Below are 15,580 nucleotides of genomic sequence, written 5' to 3' on the forward strand. Positions count from 1 at the left end.
TGTCCGAACAGGCAACCGCCGCGTGTATAGCGCGGCGGTTGTCTATTGAGTACGGTATGGAGAATCGAATTTCTTCATTCGCTCCGGTAGCAGTCAAACGAAAAAACCCGGCAGTGATGCCGGGTTTTCCGATTCAGGACTTACGCTGCTACTTCGCGGCGCTTGTGCCCGCGTTGCTCACCTGTTCCGCCGGCGCATCAGAGTAGTTAGGAATGTACTTCTTCACCAGCGCAACCATCTTAGCATCCACCGGACCCGAAACGGTCGTGTTCAGAGCAGTGGCGCTATAGGTCTTGATCTTGGCATCCGGTCCGAAAACCATATCCATGCGGCCCATCGAGCGGCCATCGCGTGGCGTGCGAACGACGCGGGTCTTGCCCAGCACCCACGGAGCGGTTACATTCGGGCGGAAGGTTCGGCCCCCGATAATCAGGTCAATCCCCGGCACATTCAGCGCGAGCAGTGAATCCATAGCGTCGCCGCACGTGGACAGAACGACGATCAGGTCCGCCTTCTTTTCGAGCGAGACAATCGCGCGGCGGGTTTCGGCCACCGGATCTTCGACGGAAACTTCCGCCGGGAGCGTCAAGCTGTCATAACGCATCAGGTCTTTAGAGCCGCACAGGCCGATGAATGCCACGCGCGCCTCTTTCACCTTTTTCACCGTAAAGGGTTGAGCGACCATCGCGCCCTTATGCCGCAGGTTCGCCGACACGAAGTCGAACTTCGCATCCTTCTTGGCCGCATTGAACGCGTCCATGCCGAACGCCAGTTCGCGCTCGGAAACGTTTACCACGTTCGCCTTCATCTGGTTGTACACTTCCACCGCCACCGCGCCCTTAGACTTATCCACTTCCGGCGTGCCACTCATGAAGTTGCCTGCATCGCAGAAGACAACGGACGGATCCTCTTCCTGCGCCTTGACGACCTCGCCGCTGCGGCGGGCTACGCCGCCTCCGCTGTTTTGACATCCGCAGCCTTCCAGCTTGCCTCGCACATCCGACGAATAGATAATGGACACAACCGTGCCGTCCGGAATATCCTTGGCGCCGCAGCCGGCCAGAAACAGGGCCAATGTCGCGGCGAACAGGATCAGTGCTGTGGTGCTCTTCATGCGTAATGCCTCACCGATTATCTGCGTTTTTGGGTTCAGCGAAACTTCGATTTCTTCGGAAACGGGACTATGCGCTCCGGCCATTCTTTATGACAGCAAAACCGCGGTTGACGATGCCCCGGGCACTGCCTTTGAGAGTCATGCCTTTGAAGGAACTGTTGCGGGATCTCGAGCGGAACTTGGCGGGATCAACGGTCCACACCGCCTTGGGATCGATGATCGTCAGATTAGCGGGCGCACCGTTGGCGATTTGCGGAATCGGTTGCTGCAAAATTTCGCGTGGGCCGTACACAGTGCGCTCGAGCAGAGCGGCCAGGTCCATCACATTCGGCACCAGATGGGTGAATGCCAGCCCCAGCGCCGTTTCCAGACCGACCACGCCGAACGGCGCCACGTCGAACTCCTGCATCTTGACTTCCCAGGAATGCGGCGCGTGATCCGTACAGTAGGCATCCAGTGTCCCGTCGACAAGGCCCGCAAGACAGGCCATGCGGTCGGCCTCGGTGCGCAGCGGCGGACTCATCTTGTAGTCCGTGTCGAAATCCTTGCAGCTTTCTTCCGTCTGGAAGAGATGATGCGGGCAGACTTCAGCCGTCACCGGCAGTTTGTGCTCCTTGGCCCAGCGGATCCACTGCACCGAATCCTTCGTGGAAACGTGGCAGATGTGCACGGCGGCGCCGGTATATTCGGCCAGCAGAATGCAGCGCAGCACATCGGCCGTCTCGCCGACAGAAGGTATTCCGGGCAGTCCGAGGCGTGTGGACCATTCGCCTTCATTCATTGCGCCGCCCGAGGACAAATCCGGATCGTCGGCATGTTGAAAGACGCGGGCACCGAGCATGTTCGCGTACTCCATCGCGTGGCGCAGCACCGCCGTATTGCGAATCGGTGCGCCGTCATCGCTGAAGCCACGCACGCCGACTTCCACCAGTTCGGACATGTCGACCAGTTCCTTGCCTGCGCGCTCGCGTGTCGCCGCGGCAATCACGCTCACATCCACCGGCCACTTGGCGGCCTTCTCCATCACCCATTGCACTCGTCCCACGTCATCAAGGGGCGGATCGGTATTGGGCATGCAGGCGACGCCGGTAAAACCGCCGTTCATTGCGGCCTGGCAGCCGGACTCGACGGTTTCAGCGACTTCCCTGCCGGGCTCGCGTAAATGCACGTGCAGATCGAACCAGCCGGGAGTAATAATGTGTCCTCGCAGGTCGATGACATCTGCATCCGCGGGAACGTCCGCCGGGGCCACCGTCAGAATTCCGTCGTGGACGTGCAGGTTCACCGCCGCGTCGAGTTTGAGTCGCGGATCCACCACACGCGCGCCTTCGAGAATCAGATTGCGGGCGCGAGCAGGGTCTTCGAAATTGGAATAATTGCGTTGCATAGGGGGAATTGCGGCTTGGTTCAGGCAGGCTGCGGCTGTGCACCGGCCAAAAGATACAGCACGGCCATGCGCACGGCGACGCCATTGGTGACTTGTTGAAGGATGACGGAGTGTTCACTGTCCGCCACGTCGGACGTGATTTCCACGCCCCGGTTCATCGGGCCGGGATGCAAAATCGTCAGCGGAGATGACGCCTTGGCGAGTCGCTCCCGGGTCAGGCCGAAGTATTTCTGATATTCCCGCAGCGACGGGAACAGGCCGGCGGTCTGGCGCTCGAGTTGGATGCGCAGAATGTTCAGGGCGTCGCAGTTTTGAATGGCTTCGTCGAGATTATGCGTGATGTCCACACCGAATTTCTGCACGTCACGCGGAATCAGCGTCGCCGGCGCGCAGAGTGTCACATTCGCGCCCATCGTCTTCAGGCCGATAATATTGGAGAGCGCCACGCGGGAGTGGGAAATGTCCCCCACCAGACAGACGCGAAGCCCTTTCAGCGTGCCGAACTTCTCGCGCAGCGTGAGCATATCGAGCAGCGCCTGCGTGGGATGTTCGTGCGTGCCGTCACCCGCGTTGACAATCACCGAGTCAAGGTGCCGCGCCAGAAAATGCGGGCTGCCCGGAGACTTGTGGCGCATCACCACCACGTCGATCTTCATGGCTTCGATGTTCAGCGCGGTGTCCAGCAGAGTCTCGCCCTTGGAAAGCGAACTGCCCGACGCGGAAAAATTCAGCGTATCAGCGGACAGGCGCTTTTCCGCCAGCTCAAAACTGATGCGCGTGCGCGTCGAAGCTTCGAAGAACAGATTGACCACCGTGACGCCACGCAGCGTAGGAACCTTCTTTACCGGCCGGTCGAGGATGTCTTTCATCCGCATGGCGGTATCAAGGATCATGGTGATTTCCTGCTCGGAATAGTCCACCAGTCCGAGCATGTGCTTGTGGGCAAGCAGGCTCATGATTGGGTTACCTCCACCAGCAGAATCGAGTCTTCATCGTCAACCTCCGACATCAGCACGCGCACTTCTTCATTCATGCTCGTGGGCACATTGCGGCCCACGAAATCCGGCTTGATCGGCAGTTCGCGGTGGCCCCGGTCCACCAGCACGGCAAGCTGGATCCGCTTGGGACGTCCGATGTCCATCAAGGCATCCAACGCAGCGCGTACAGTGCGGCCCGTGTAGAGCACGTCGTCCACCAGCACGACGTTCATGTTGTACAGATCGAACGGGATCTCGGTGGCCTGCACCTTCGGCTGCTTGAGCGCGGTGCGGTAGTCATCGCGATACATGGTGGTATCCAGGACGCCGACAGGCACGTTCATCTGCTCGATCTCGGCGATCTTCTGGGCAAGCCGGCGCGCCAGATAGACGCCGCGAGTCTGCATGCCCACAAACGCCAGGTCCGCGGTGCCGCGATTGCGTTCGATGATCTCGTGCGCCAGCCGCGTAATGGTGCGATTAAACCCGGCCGCGTCCACGAGCACAGATTTGACTTTGTAATCCATGGTTGTAAGAGAGCCTATGGAAGGTGCAAAGAGAGAGAATCCCTCCGGGGAGAGCCAAAGGGATTGTATTCTAAAAAGGATGGATTCATAGGAAGAACCCTTTCTGTTCTCACAGGGAACGGCTTAAAGGGATAGAAGGGATGCGCGGGAGCGAAGCGGCGGAACGGCGGTCACATCAGGCCAAGGCGCATCCGCGCCTCATCGGACATCATATCGATCGACCACGGCGGATCCCAGATGATTTCCACGGTGGCATCTTCGATGCCCGGCACAGTCTGGATAATCGCACGCTTGGCCATGTCGGTAATGGACCCCGCCATCGGGCAGCCCATTGTGGTCAAGGTCATCTTGACTTCCGCGCGGTTCTCCACGACTTGGATGTCATATACCAGTCCGAGGTCCGTCACGGGCAGCGCCAGTTCGGGATCATACACTTTGGCTAAGGCATTGTACACGTCTTCAGGGGTCGCCATAGGATTCTCAATTATCTGCGCGAATACATTATTTCGATACCGTAAGACCGATCTTCTGCATCACCTTCTCGGCCATTTCCGTAAACACTTTGGACAGTGCGGGAATGGATTCAATGGCACGCGAGGGGTCGCCTTCATCGGCGGCCTGCACCAGAGCGGGAATCAGGGGGATTCTGGCCAGCAGCGGAACATCCAATGCCTGAGCTTCACGCTCCGCGCCGCCATGCCCGAAAATGTAAGTGGTCTCGCCGCAATGCGGGCAGGTGAAACCGGACATGTTCTCGACCATACCGAGGATCGGCACGTTGAGCTTCTCGAACATCGCTACGCCTTTGCGGGCGTCAATCAGCGCCAAATCCTGCGGCGTGGAGACAATGACCGCTCCCTGCAACTGTACCTTCTGCGACAACGTCATCTGCGCATCGCCGGTGCCGGGAGGAAGATCTACGATCAGAATATCCAGCTCACCCCAGTCCACATCCCGCAGAAACTGCTCGGTCGCCTGGTGAACCATGGGGCCGCGCCAGATCATCGGCGTACCCTGATCCACGAGGAAACCCATGGACATCAGTTTCAGTCCGCCGCGGTCCAGCGGCATAATCTTATTGTCCACCACGCGCGGCGTCTCGTTGATGCCCATAATCGTGGGAACGCTGGGACCGTAAATATCGAAGTCCACCAGCCCGACCTTGAAGCCCTGCTTTTGCAGCATAAGCGCAAGGCCGGCGGCCACGGTGCTCTTCCCTACTCCACCCTTACCGGAGGCAACGGCGATCTTCATCTTCACGCCGGGAAGCAGCGGCTCAGTCGACGGCGGCGATGCATGAGGATCATGGTGCGCCTGCGGAGCAGCGTGCGGCGCAGCACCGTCGGGCTGTGCCCAGTGCATCTCCACGCGGACTTCCTGAATCCCTGCCACATGCTTCAGCGCCTTGGTAACGTCATTCTCAATCGTCACCGGCACATTGGGATCCCGCGACGAGACATGAATGTCCACCCGCACGACGCCATCTTCAACGTCCACTCCCTTTACCAGACCGAATGAAACGATGTCCCGGGAGAGCTTGGGAAATTTCACCGTTTTCAGCGCATCAAGAATTTGTTCTTGTGTGGGGCTTGCCAAGGTTCACGACTCTCTAATAATTCGCATCTTTTGAATATAGCCAAAACGGCTTATGTTGTCAAGCTCTCGTCATCGAGCACGGGGCGGCATCGGACAGGCACTTTGGGCACCTATTTCACCTTTGAGAACGATTGGATGCCGCAGATGTTTCAGGAACTCTATACAAAGATAGGGTTTAGGGCAATATTCCCCTGCGCGAAAAATTGCACGACCGGACGAAAATTCGTTCGACTCTAAATAGTACACGAAAAAATCATTTATGGTAAGGCAAACCTTTCCATAGTGTTAGAGCCCGATAGATTTGTTCGGCCAGCACAAGCCGCGCAAGTTCGTGGGGAAAGGTCATCGGCGAGAGGCTGAGCTTCAGGTTTGCCCGTTCGCTGACGCTGGACGCCAGTCCCCACGCACCGCCAATCACGAAGTTCACCCGAGGCACCGACGTATTCATGGCTTCCTGAAGCCAGCGGGAGAACTCTTCGGTGGACATCAGCTTTCCGGCCGGGTCCAGCGCCACCACGCGGCTATCGGCGGACAGACGATTCTCAATCGATGCCGCTTCCTTCCCAAGAGCGCCTTTGCCCTTGCCGTTGGACTCTTCGCCCGTCCCGGTTGGCACCTCAATTTGCTCGATGGGCAGAAAGCGGCGGATGCGCATCAAATATTCATCGACTCCCGCGCGGTAAAACGGCTCGCGCAACTTTCCCACCGCAACTATGGCAAGATTCATTTTTCCCCGACTTGCAATGTGGACTATTTAAGGAACAAGGCTTTGGTGACGCGGCGGCTGCCGCTGGATTCGAGCGCAATCAGGTACACTCCACTGGCCATTCCCGGCGTGGCCGTGTAGACCGCTTCGTGCCGTCCAGCAGCGACCGTGCCCGGACGCAGCGTCTGAACCAGTCGGCCCAGCACATCGTAGATCTCGATTTTCACGTTTCCGGTGCGGGCGAGTTCGTACGGAATACGCGCCACCGAATTGAACGGATTCGGGTAGACCGCGCCAAGTTCGAAACGATCAGCAGTAACTGGCGGGAATGACGGCACATTGACCGGTGTGCCTTCGAACAGCACGTCCTGAAACGGGAGAAGGTCCGCCGATTGAACGTCCGCCGGAAAGCTGTCGGTTACCGTCTGAAACTCTTGAGCGTTAAACCAGTAAGGACGGGTCACCGTCTGGCCACTTGTGAGATGCACGTTCAGCATCAACGGGAAGCGGAAGTAAGGCGTTTGCGTGGACGGATTGTACTGGGTCTGGTGGACAAATACACTCACATCGCGCGAGGCAGGAGATCCCGTCTGGATCGTGTATTCGATGGCCGGGTGCCCGGCATGGTACACCCACTGATCGAAGAACCAGTGCAGATCCTGGCCGGACACATCGTTCATCGCCTGGATGAAATCCTCGGTATTGACCGTTCCTCCCCCGTGCACGGCCACGTAGTGCCGCATGCCCGCAAAGAAAAGGCTGTCACCTAAGACCTGTCTCCGCAGCATATGCAGCACCCACCCGCCCTTATCATACTCTACGGTGCCGAACAGTACCTGAGGAGGCGGATTGTAGATGGCATAGCGGAGCACATTCCTGTCTTCGTAGAAGTAGTATCGTTCACTGTTCGACATCAGCGTATCGAACAGCGCTTCACTGCCCGTGGCTTCATAGAACAACGATGCGCAGTACGTGGCAAAGCCTTCATTGAGCCAGATATTCCGAAAATCAACACACGTCAAGTGATCGCCGAACCATTGGTGCGATAGTTCATGGGCTACGCCACCTTCGGCGGCGCGATTGCCAGTAATCCAGTTCTGATCGATCGTGGTGAAGGTCTGGTGTTCCATTCCACCCCCAAAGGCCGCTTCCGCCATGCCGTACTGCTCAAAGGGATACGGTCCGAAGAGGCTGTCATAGACCTGCACCATGAGCGGCGTTCGGCCCCAGTCATAAGCGGCATTGGCCGAATCCACCGGAAACGCAAAGTAACGGAACTCCACATTATTGACGGTCTCATACCGGCGAGTGTAATCACCCGCCGTTACCACCACAAGATACGTGCTGATGGGATGAGAATGATGATAAACCTGCCGTTTGCGGCCTGATGACGGGTAGGTGGTCTCAATCAGCGCCCCGTTCGATGCGAGATTCCAGTTATCCGGCATGTTCACCGCGGTTGTGACTTCGTTGAACTTGTCGAACGGCTGGTCGAAGCAGGGAAACCACCAGCGCGCGCCGTACGGCTCGGCAAAGGTGTAGGCGTGATGGGCACGGGCCGTGGCGTAGTTCAGGCCGTAGGAATTGGTCCGCGCGGGAACAGAAACCTCGATATCCAGCGTCACGGTGTCGTTAGGCTGCACCGTGCGCGTCACGTACAGCGTGTCGTTGCTGAGAGAAAACGGCAACGGTGAACCGTGTTCGCTGACCTGAGAGATGGTCATAGCATGGGCGTCCAGCGAAATCTGGGACATCGCCGACCTCCCGACCAGCGTCAGATACGCGTGGCCGGTCATGGGAACGAGAGCGTCCTCCACACGGTAATCCAGCGACAAAGCGATTTGATCATAACTATGGGCGCTGTCCACATCCAGCGAGAACCAGCGTCCCCGGCTTTGGGCCTCGGCTTGGCGAATGTAGTCCGTCTGCATGGGACTCAGAGGCGCCGCCTGCGCCCAGCAAATTCCGCCAAAGGTGCACAGAAGAGCGATCAATAGGGAAGCCATAAATCACCCCGCATAATTAGACCGGATTGACATTATCGGAGAATATAGGCTCGATCCTCGGGAAAAGCAACCTCTCTTGCATTTTCCGCAAGGTTATGATATCTTAGTGATTTAGTATTCTCCTCTGAGGCTATGCGGTTAACTATTGTTATAGCAATACTTTGCACCCTTGTGTGGACCATCACGGCGGCACCGAAACCGTCCCCGAATGATCCTCAAGCGGTCTTAGACTCCCTCCGCAGGGAGATTGATCGCATTGATCGGGAGCTGGAGGCGCGCCAAAGCCGGGAGCAGGATGTACTGCGGGACGCCGCCGCCGCGAGGCAGAGGGCGGCGCTGATTGAGCAGATGATCCACAATCAGAGCACTCAGGTGGACGGTTTGCGCGACAGTATTGCCGCTTTAGAATCCGAAATCGCGCCGCGCAATGCCGAACTGGCCGACTTGGGCACACGCCTGATTGGACTGGAGGATGAGCAGCAGCGGATTGCCGCCTCGCTGGCCAAGTCCTTCCTTGTGGAGAGGCGGTTGACAGGCTGGGCTTCCCTCGAATTCCTCCTTGGCTCCCGCTCCTGGAGGGAATTGCTGGCCCGCCGCGAGCTGCTGAAACGGCTGCAGACGGTCGAGCGCCACTCGCTTACCGCTTTGAACTCGGTCAAAGACAGCCTGCAACTGACGGAAGGCGCGATCTTCGAGAGCGCGCGCAACCTGCGTGAGCGGCAGAGCGACCTCGAACAGTCGCGGGGACTGGCGGCCGCCAAGGAAGAGACTTATCGCGCCGACTTGCAGAAGCTCGATGCCGAGAAATCCGAATTGCAGGACCGATTGAGCGATCTGCGCCGCGAACGGAAGTCCCTCTCCGCCCGCCGCAAGGAGGTTTCCAAGGCCCAGCGCGAGATCGGACATATGATTGACCGCGCCACCGAACGCGCGCCGCTGGCCGGGACCTCGCTCGATCTGCGCAAAGGTTCACTTCCCTGGCCGGTAGATGGCCAGGTGGTGGAGAGGTTCGGGCTGGTTCACAATCGCAAGCTGGATACCGTCACAGAGAATCCGGGAATCGAACTGTCGACCGCTGCGGATGCCTCGGTCACATCGGTCGCGGACGGGCGCGTGTCCTCGGTGACGTGGCTGCGGGGATATGGAACGGTATGCATTGTCGAGCACCCGGGCTCCATTTACACGGTGTATGCCAAGCTCGACAAGGTTGTGGTGAAGGCGAACGAGAGTATCAAGAGCGGTGCGCTGCTGGGCCAGCCGGCCTATGATGCCGGGGCCAGGGACTACCGCGTACACTTTGAAGTATGGTCAGGGAAAGAGAAAAAGGATCCGATCGAGTGGCTGCAAGCCCGTTGAAGATACCGTTCTGGTCACGCATTGTGGGGCAGAGAGAGGTGCGGGTGCATCTTGCCGGGAATCTGCGCGTAGACCATGCCGCCCATGCCGCCCTGTTCAGCGGCCCGCGCGGCATTGGCAAAGCGGCAGTTGCCCTCGAGTATGCCACTCTGCTGCTGTGTGACCGCGACGAGCTTGCACCTTGCGGCGTCTGCCCGCAGTGTATTGCATCCGCGCGGCTCCAGCACCCGGATTTGCATTTTGTGTTTCCGCTGCCGCCGGTAAAGGCAAAGAAGCGTGCCGCCGACGAGGGGGATTTCGATACGCGCGGCGATTCGTCGGACGACGATCCGGCTAAGGCCCTTGCCGACCGTGTGGCCTTGCTAACGAACGCACTGGCGGAAGATCCTTATGCGCCGATTGTGCTGCCCAAGGTGCGTGGCAAGAAGGATCAGGACGAATCCAAAAGCAAGATCGAGACTCTGGCGATCAAGATCCCGCAGGTTCGCGCCTTGCTGCGCGCCGCGGCGATGAAGCCGTTTCAGGCTCGGCGCAAGGTATTTGTGATTGTGCAGGCCGACTCCATGAATGAGGCGGCGCAGAACGCGCTGCTGAAGGCGCTTGAGGAGCCCGGGCCGGAGGCCTTCTTCCTGCTAACCACGGAAAACGAAACCGGGTTGCTGCCGACGATCCGCTCCCGCTGCCAGCGGGTTCGGATGGCTCCGCTGCCCCGCGAAGAGATTATTTCCGCCTTGACGGCGGAGAAGGTTCCTGCCGAGCGCGCGGAGACCGCCGCGGCATTGTCCAGCGGAAGTTTTTCGCATGCGCGTGAGCTGTCGGGCAGCGATCTGGAAACCATGCAGAGTCACGTCATTGATTATCTACGCGCCGCCGCCGTGTGCGACCCGCTCAAGCTCCCATCGGTGACGGATGCCCTGTTGGAAACGGGCAAACTTCCGGAAAGCACGGCGCTGGAACTGCTCGGACTCTTTTTGCGTGATGTGGCGATTCGCCGTGCCACCAACGGTCCGAGTTCTTTTCCGATCACCTTTCGCAATTTCGAGGATCCGATCAAGGCGCTGCTGGCTTCATATCCCGCGGCGGACCTTGACGAGGCGGCCAGAGCCGTTGACCAATACGCCGATTACCTGTCCCGTGGCTACACGCAGGATTTCGTACTCTACTCATTGGCCATTAGCCTGAACACCGCGCTCGGTCCACGGACGACCACCAAGGCCAAACCAGCCCAGACCAAACATGCTTGACGTACTGGAAATAGAATTCAAGGGTCGCCGCAAAGAATATGCGTTGAACCCGATGCAATTCCCCTTTCTCGTCGGCGATATCGCTATCGTCGAGGTGGAGCGCGGGCACGACATGGGAAAGGTCAGTCACCTTGGCTGGCGGGCGGGCATGGAAAGCGACGAGACGCCGACCATCTCCGTCATTCGCAAGGCAGCAATCGCCGACTGCAAGGTGCTCGACCAGAATGCCCAACGGGAACAGGAAGCACGCGGCATAGCCCGGCAGAAGATTACCGACCACCATCTGGATATGAAACTGGTGGACGTGGAACTGCAATGGGACGGACGAAAGATGACGTTCTACTTCACCGCCGAAGGCCGTGTGGACTTCCGCGAACTGGTGAAGGACCTCGCGTCTACCTTCCGGACCCGGATTGACCTGCGGCAAATCGGCGCGCGCGACGAAACAAAACGCGCGGGCGGCTATGGCGTCTGCGGACGCCAATTGTGCTGTTCGACATTCCTGAATGAGTTCAAGCCGATCACCACTCAGATGCCGCGCGACCAGTTCCTGCCGCTTAATCCTTCCAAGCTGTCGGGAGTGTGCGGCAGATTGAAGTGCTGCCTGCGCTATGAACTCGACGTATACCGCGATTTCCAGAGATCCTGCCCCAAGGTCGGTCATCCGGTGCGCGATGAAGTCAAGGGCGATGGTGTGATCGAAAAGCTGGACGTGGTCCGCGAGCAGATTCAGGTCCGGTACGGCAGCGGCGACACGGAGAAGTTCTCGCAGGAAGAGTTTGTGCAGATCACCAATTGGAAGCCGGAGATGCCGAAGAATGAGTGCATCTGCACCTGTGGCCGCAAGCCTGCGGCTCCTCAGGCTGCACCGGTGACCACGGTAGAAGAGCATTCGATTCCCGGCGTGCAGGTGCGCAGCGGCGAGAAGGTCAGCCTGCTTGCCGGCGGCGGCCTCGGTATGCAGTCGGGCACCAAGGGCGAGGAAATTCAGGTCGGTACGGACTTGAATGTGCCGGCCAAAGCCGCTCAGCCCAAGAAAAAGCGTAAACGCCGCCGTCACAAGAAACCCGGCGATCCGAATGCCACCGCGAAGGGCGGCGAGGACAAACCCGGCCAGGACGAGCCGGAATCGGAAGGTGATGACGAATAGTCTCCCACCGACAAACCACATTGCACTCTACATGAACACTTACTACATAACCACCCCCATCTACTACGTCAACGCCGATCCGCACATCGGCACGGCCTATACCACCGTGCTCGCGGACGTCGTGGCGCGTTACCACCGGCTGCTCGGCAATCAGACGTTCTTTCTGACCGGCACCGATGAGCACGGCGATAAGATCGCGCGCAGCGCCGCGGCCAAGGGTGTTGCCCCGCAGGCCTTTGTCGACGAAATCAGCTCGCGTTTCCACACGCTGTGGCCGCAACTGCTGGTGTTTCCGGACCGCTTCATCCGCACCACGGATCCGGATCACGTCAAGCTGGTGCAGGATGTTTTGCAGCGCGTGTATGACAGCGGCGATATTTATTTCGGCGAGTACCGTGGATTCTATTGCACCGGCTGTGAGCGGTTCCTCACGGAAAAGGAAGTCGTCGACGGCAAGTGTCCGATCCACCAGACCCCCGTGGAGATCATCGAAGAGAAGAACTATTTCTTCAAGATGAGCCGCTACCAGGAATGGCTGATCGATCACATCAACCGCAATCCGCAGTTTATCCGTCCGGAGCGCTATCGCAATGAGGTGCTGGGGTTCTTGCGCGAGCCGCTGGAAGATTTGTGCATTTCCCGGCCCAAGTCTCGGCTAACGTGGGGCATTGAGATTCCCTTTGACCGCGACTATGTAACCTACGTGTGGTTTGACGCGCTGCTCAACTACTTGACGGGAATCGGTTATGGCACAAATCCGCAGTGGGCGGGCTACTGGAACAACGTCGAGCATCTGATCGGCAAGGACATTCTGAAGCCGCACGCGATCTACTGGCCGACCATGTTGAAGGCGGCAGGAATCGATCCCTTCTGTCATCTGACCGTGCACGGTTATTGGAATTTCAAAGACGCGAAGATTTCCAAGTCGACCGGCAAGCCGGTAAATGTCGAACCGCTGCTGCGGGCATTCGGAGCCGACGCCGTGCGCTACTTTTTAATGCGCGACATGGTGGTGGGCCTCGATGCCAAGTTCACACCCGATCTGCTGGTGCAGCGCATCAACAGTGATTTGGCGAATGACCTGGGGAATTTGCTCTCGCGTATTGCCAAGCTGGTCGGCGACTATTTCGACGGCGTGATTCCCGCGCCGCCGGCCGACTGCTGCGACCTGAAGCCGATGACGGAGAACCTCGTGCGCGCGGTTCCCGACTATCTTGCCGACTTCCGCCTGCATACGCTGATTGAAGAGACCCTGCAGGTGGTGCGGGCGACCAACCGCTACTTCGAATCGTCCGCGCCCTGGGCGCTGGCCAAGACGGATAAGCAACGCTGCGGCGAAGTGTTGTATGAATGTGCCGAGACGCTGCGCATCGCCTCCGTGATTTTGTACCCCGTAATGCCGGCGAAGATGGCCGAACTTCTGGGGCGGCTCGGTGAACCGGTTGAGAATTTCCGGCTGGATGAAGCGACGGCTTGGGGACGGCTGCGCTCCGGCGCCAAGTTCGTCGCGGGCGAACCGCTCTTCCCGCGCGTGGATGAAAAACTGCTGCCGCAGATTCTGCCCGAGTTGTACTCGGGTGAACCTGTCCCGGCAACAGCGGCGGCTTCCGCGCCCAAGCAGGCAGAAGCGCCGGCCGGTCTGATTGAGATTCAGGATTTTGCCAAGGTGCAGTTGCGCGTGGCCAAGGTGATCAGCGCCGAGCGGCTGGCCAACACGGACAAGTTGCTGAAGCTGAACGTGGACGTCGGCGGCAGCACGCGGCAGATCGTCGCGGGCATCGCGCAGTTTTACAAGCCGGAGGAGATCATCGGAAGGCTGATTATCGTGGTCGCGAATCTGAAACCCGCCAAATTGCGCGGCGAGATGTCAGAGGGCATGTTACTGGCGGCGAAAGCCGACGGCAAATTGGTCCTGCTCACGGTGGATTCCGATATCCCAACGGGCGCGGCAATCAGTTAAGACGTGAACGATTGACGGAGACGGCAGCGATATGGATTTCGCACAAACACTCGAAACTCTGGGCCGACTTGGCGGACGGCGAGCCCTCATCATAGAAAGCGGCAGCGGTAAGTATATTGCGCCGGTAGCGAAGTACTTTGAAGAGGTTGAGGTCTTATCCACTTCGGCTTCCGCCGGACGCATTGCCGCGGATATTCCTCCCAGCGTGCGGCGCACGCCCTGGCCGGGCCGGGGCGATCTTCCCTATGACAGCGCAAGTTTCGATGCGGTATTCCTGCTGCGCGTGCTGACCTCCCGCGCGGAGTGGGCGGATATTTTGAAAGAGGCCATGCGGCTGTTGAAGCAACGCGGACACCTTGTGGTGGCTGAAGACAGCGCCATCGCCGCCACGCAGACGCAGATTATTCTGATGGAATTGGAGAAGCTGCTCTGCGACCGCGACCATGCGCTGCTGGACGTGCCTTCTCCTTCCGTCTCGGTAGACGACATTCGCCGGGAGTTGAAATTGCTTGAGCTGAATCACTTCCGCTCGGTCGAACTTTCTCCCGATGATCTGAGTGGCGGCACCCCTTGGCAGACGCTCTTGAAGCGGGAGTGCCTGGACCGGATCAAACTTGATTTGCTGCCATCGCTCAGCCGGCTCGGCGACCGTCGCCGGGGATTTGAGCAGCGGTTAATGGACTTGAAACGCCGCATCGAGGTGTACGGTGTGGCACCGCTCGGCCTTGTGGTGCTGCATGGCGTCAAGAAGACCGTCTACGCCGCCGCCGAGGGATCCCTGTTTGCTTCGGAAATTTTGACGGCAGACGCTCCGCCGATTCTGCTTGAAGCTGAGGACGGCGAGGTCGAACTGCTGGAGCCGGAATCCGATTCGAATTCCGAAATGGAAACAATGGCGTCCGCCAAGCTCCTCTCATTGGTGATGTCCGGTGGTGAGTCCCACAGCCGGCTTGAAAAACTGGCACAGCGAATTCTGAAGGAATATGGATCACGCGCGGTGGCTGACGAACGTGATCCGCAGAAGCTGGTGGAGAATTTCGGCATCAGCGCTCCCCATGCCGCGCAGATCGTAGCCGCCTTCGAACTGGGCCGCCGCTTCTTTGCCTCCGATGAGGAGGCACCCGTGCTGCGCGGGCCGGAAGACATTTACGCCCACACGGCGGACATGGGCAAACTCAAGCGCGAACAGTTCCGCGGCCTCTACCTTGATAACCGCCAGCGGCTGGTTGCCGATGAGGTCATTTCGATCGGGACACTGACCAGCGCCATTTTGCACCCGCGCGAGGTCTTCCGCCCAGCCCTCACGCACCGCGCGGTTTCCGTCATTCTCGTGCACAATCATCCCAGCGGCGACTCCGAGCCTTCGGTGGAGGACATCGAGATGACGCGGCAGCTTTACGAAGCCGGACGAATTCTGGGCATTGAACTGCTCGACCACGTGATTGTCGGCGGCGACGGCTGGTTCAGTATGAAGAACGTGGATCTGATTTAAGTATCTTCCCCATCTGAATAGAAAACGCGAGCCGCAGGGCTCGCGTTTTGTTTATTCGATAAGGG

13 protein-coding genes are annotated in these 15,580 nt (G+C 58.9%); 5 read left to right on the top strand and 8 right to left on the bottom strand.

Going from position 1 to position 15,580, the window contains the following annotated elements; all coding sequences use genetic code 11:
* Positions 1–148 precede the first annotated feature (148 nt).
* The 8 genes from VGL38_04105 to VGL38_04140 form a co-directional block, all read right to left on the bottom strand.
* The gene (locus VGL38_04105; protein ID HEY3294595.1) at positions 149–1,114 is read right to left on the bottom strand and encodes a hypothetical protein; all 966 of its coding nucleotides are present in this window, start codon (positions 1,112–1,114) and stop codon (positions 149–151) included.
* Positions 1,115–1,181: 67 nt separating this feature from the next.
* Positions 1,182–2,501 carry a dihydroorotase gene (locus VGL38_04110; GenBank protein ID HEY3294596.1) on the bottom strand — a complete coding sequence of 440 codons (1,320 nt, stop codon included), beginning with the start codon at positions 2,499–2,501 and terminating at the stop codon, positions 1,182–1,184.
* A 20-nt stretch (positions 2,502–2,521) separates the two neighbouring features.
* Positions 2,522–3,457, bottom strand: a complete 936-nt coding sequence (locus tag VGL38_04115) for an aspartate carbamoyltransferase catalytic subunit (GenBank protein ID HEY3294597.1) — start codon at positions 3,455–3,457, stop codon at positions 2,522–2,524.
* Positions 3,454–4,005: a bifunctional pyr operon transcriptional regulator/uracil phosphoribosyltransferase PyrR gene (pyrR, locus tag VGL38_04120; GenBank protein ID HEY3294598.1), complete on the bottom strand. Its 552-nt coding sequence runs from the start codon at positions 4,003–4,005 to the stop codon at positions 3,454–3,456. The genes VGL38_04115 and pyrR overlap by 4 nt, the downstream gene beginning before the upstream one ends.
* A gap of 170 nt (positions 4,006–4,175) precedes the next feature.
* Positions 4,176–4,478 (bottom strand): iron-sulfur cluster assembly protein, encoded by a 303-nt coding sequence (locus VGL38_04125; GenBank protein ID HEY3294599.1) that lies wholly within the window; start codon positions 4,476–4,478, stop codon positions 4,176–4,178.
* A gap of 28 nt (positions 4,479–4,506) precedes the next feature.
* On the bottom strand, positions 4,507–5,601 hold the full coding sequence (locus VGL38_04130; protein ID HEY3294600.1) for a P-loop NTPase: 1,095 nt from the start codon (positions 5,599–5,601) through the stop codon (positions 4,507–4,509).
* A 253-nt stretch (positions 5,602–5,854) separates the two neighbouring features.
* Positions 5,855–6,328: a 23S rRNA (pseudouridine(1915)-N(3))-methyltransferase RlmH gene (locus VGL38_04135; GenBank protein HEY3294601.1), complete on the bottom strand. Its 474-nt coding sequence runs from the start codon at positions 6,326–6,328 to the stop codon at positions 5,855–5,857.
* 23 nt (positions 6,329–6,351) lie between these two features.
* Positions 6,352–8,313: a M1 family aminopeptidase gene (locus VGL38_04140; GenBank protein HEY3294602.1), complete on the bottom strand. Its 1,962-nt coding sequence runs from the start codon at positions 8,311–8,313 to the stop codon at positions 6,352–6,354.
* Between the two features lie 132 nt (positions 8,314–8,445).
* Between VGL38_04140 and VGL38_04145 the strand changes: the two genes are divergently transcribed.
* The 5 genes from VGL38_04145 to radC are packed head-to-tail and all read left to right on the top strand — an operon-like array spanning position 8,446 to position 15,515.
* Positions 8,446–9,669: a peptidoglycan DD-metalloendopeptidase family protein gene (locus VGL38_04145; protein HEY3294603.1), complete on the top strand. Its 1,224-nt coding sequence runs from the start codon at positions 8,446–8,448 to the stop codon at positions 9,667–9,669.
* On the top strand, positions 9,666–10,913 hold the full coding sequence (locus VGL38_04150) for a hypothetical protein (protein HEY3294604.1): 1,248 nt from the start codon (positions 9,666–9,668) through the stop codon (positions 10,911–10,913). Before VGL38_04145 ends, VGL38_04150 begins: the two co-directional genes overlap by 4 nt.
* Positions 10,906–12,063 (top strand): regulatory iron-sulfur-containing complex subunit RicT, encoded by a 1,158-nt coding sequence (gene ricT / locus VGL38_04155; protein ID HEY3294605.1) that lies wholly within the window; start codon positions 10,906–10,908, stop codon positions 12,061–12,063. Before VGL38_04150 ends, ricT begins: the two co-directional genes overlap by 8 nt.
* Positions 12,053–14,023, top strand: coding sequence for a methionine--tRNA ligase (gene metG, locus VGL38_04160; protein ID HEY3294606.1), 1,971 nt, complete (start codon positions 12,053–12,055; stop codon positions 14,021–14,023). Before ricT ends, metG begins: the two co-directional genes overlap by 11 nt.
* A gap of 31 nt (positions 14,024–14,054) precedes the next feature.
* The gene (gene radC, locus VGL38_04165; protein ID HEY3294607.1) at positions 14,055–15,515 is read left to right on the top strand and encodes a DNA repair protein RadC; all 1,461 of its coding nucleotides are present in this window, start codon (positions 14,055–14,057) and stop codon (positions 15,513–15,515) included.
* The last annotated feature ends 65 nt before the right edge of the window (positions 15,516–15,580 follow it).

Source organism: bacterium, assembly GCA_036504735.1.
Classification (GTDB): Bacteria; Electryoneota; RPQS01; order RPQS01; family RPQS01; genus DASXUQ01.

What these genes read in the sequence shown, in the direction of transcription:
- VGL38_04135 (HEY3294601.1), bottom strand. Translation starts at nt 6,328, where the DNA reads ATGAATCTTGCCATAGTTGCGGTGGGAAAGTTGCGCGAGCCGTTTTAC.
- VGL38_04145 (HEY3294603.1), top strand. Translation starts at nt 8,446, where the DNA reads ATGCGGTTAACTATTGTTATAGCAATACTTTGCACCCTTGTGTGGACC.
- VGL38_04105 (HEY3294595.1), bottom strand. Translation starts at nt 1,114, where the DNA reads ATGAAGAGCACCACAGCACTGATCCTGTTCGCCGCGACATTGGCCCTG.
- metG (HEY3294606.1), top strand. Translation starts at nt 12,053, where the DNA reads ATGACGAATAGTCTCCCACCGACAAACCACATTGCACTCTACATGAAC.
- VGL38_04125 (HEY3294599.1), bottom strand. Translation starts at nt 4,478, where the DNA reads ATGGCGACCCCTGAAGACGTGTACAATGCCTTAGCCAAAGTGTATGAT.
- pyrR (HEY3294598.1), bottom strand. Translation starts at nt 4,005, where the DNA reads ATGGATTACAAAGTCAAATCTGTGCTCGTGGACGCGGCCGGGTTTAAT.
- VGL38_04140 (HEY3294602.1), bottom strand. Translation starts at nt 8,313, where the DNA reads ATGGCTTCCCTATTGATCGCTCTTCTGTGCACCTTTGGCGGAATTTGC.
- ricT (HEY3294605.1), top strand. Translation starts at nt 10,906, where the DNA reads ATGCTTGACGTACTGGAAATAGAATTCAAGGGTCGCCGCAAAGAATAT.
- radC (HEY3294607.1), top strand. Translation starts at nt 14,055, where the DNA reads ATGGATTTCGCACAAACACTCGAAACTCTGGGCCGACTTGGCGGACGG.
- VGL38_04110 (HEY3294596.1), bottom strand. Translation starts at nt 2,501, where the DNA reads ATGCAACGCAATTATTCCAATTTCGAAGACCCTGCTCGCGCCCGCAAT.
- VGL38_04115 (HEY3294597.1), bottom strand. Translation starts at nt 3,457, where the DNA reads ATGAGCCTGCTTGCCCACAAGCACATGCTCGGACTGGTGGACTATTCC.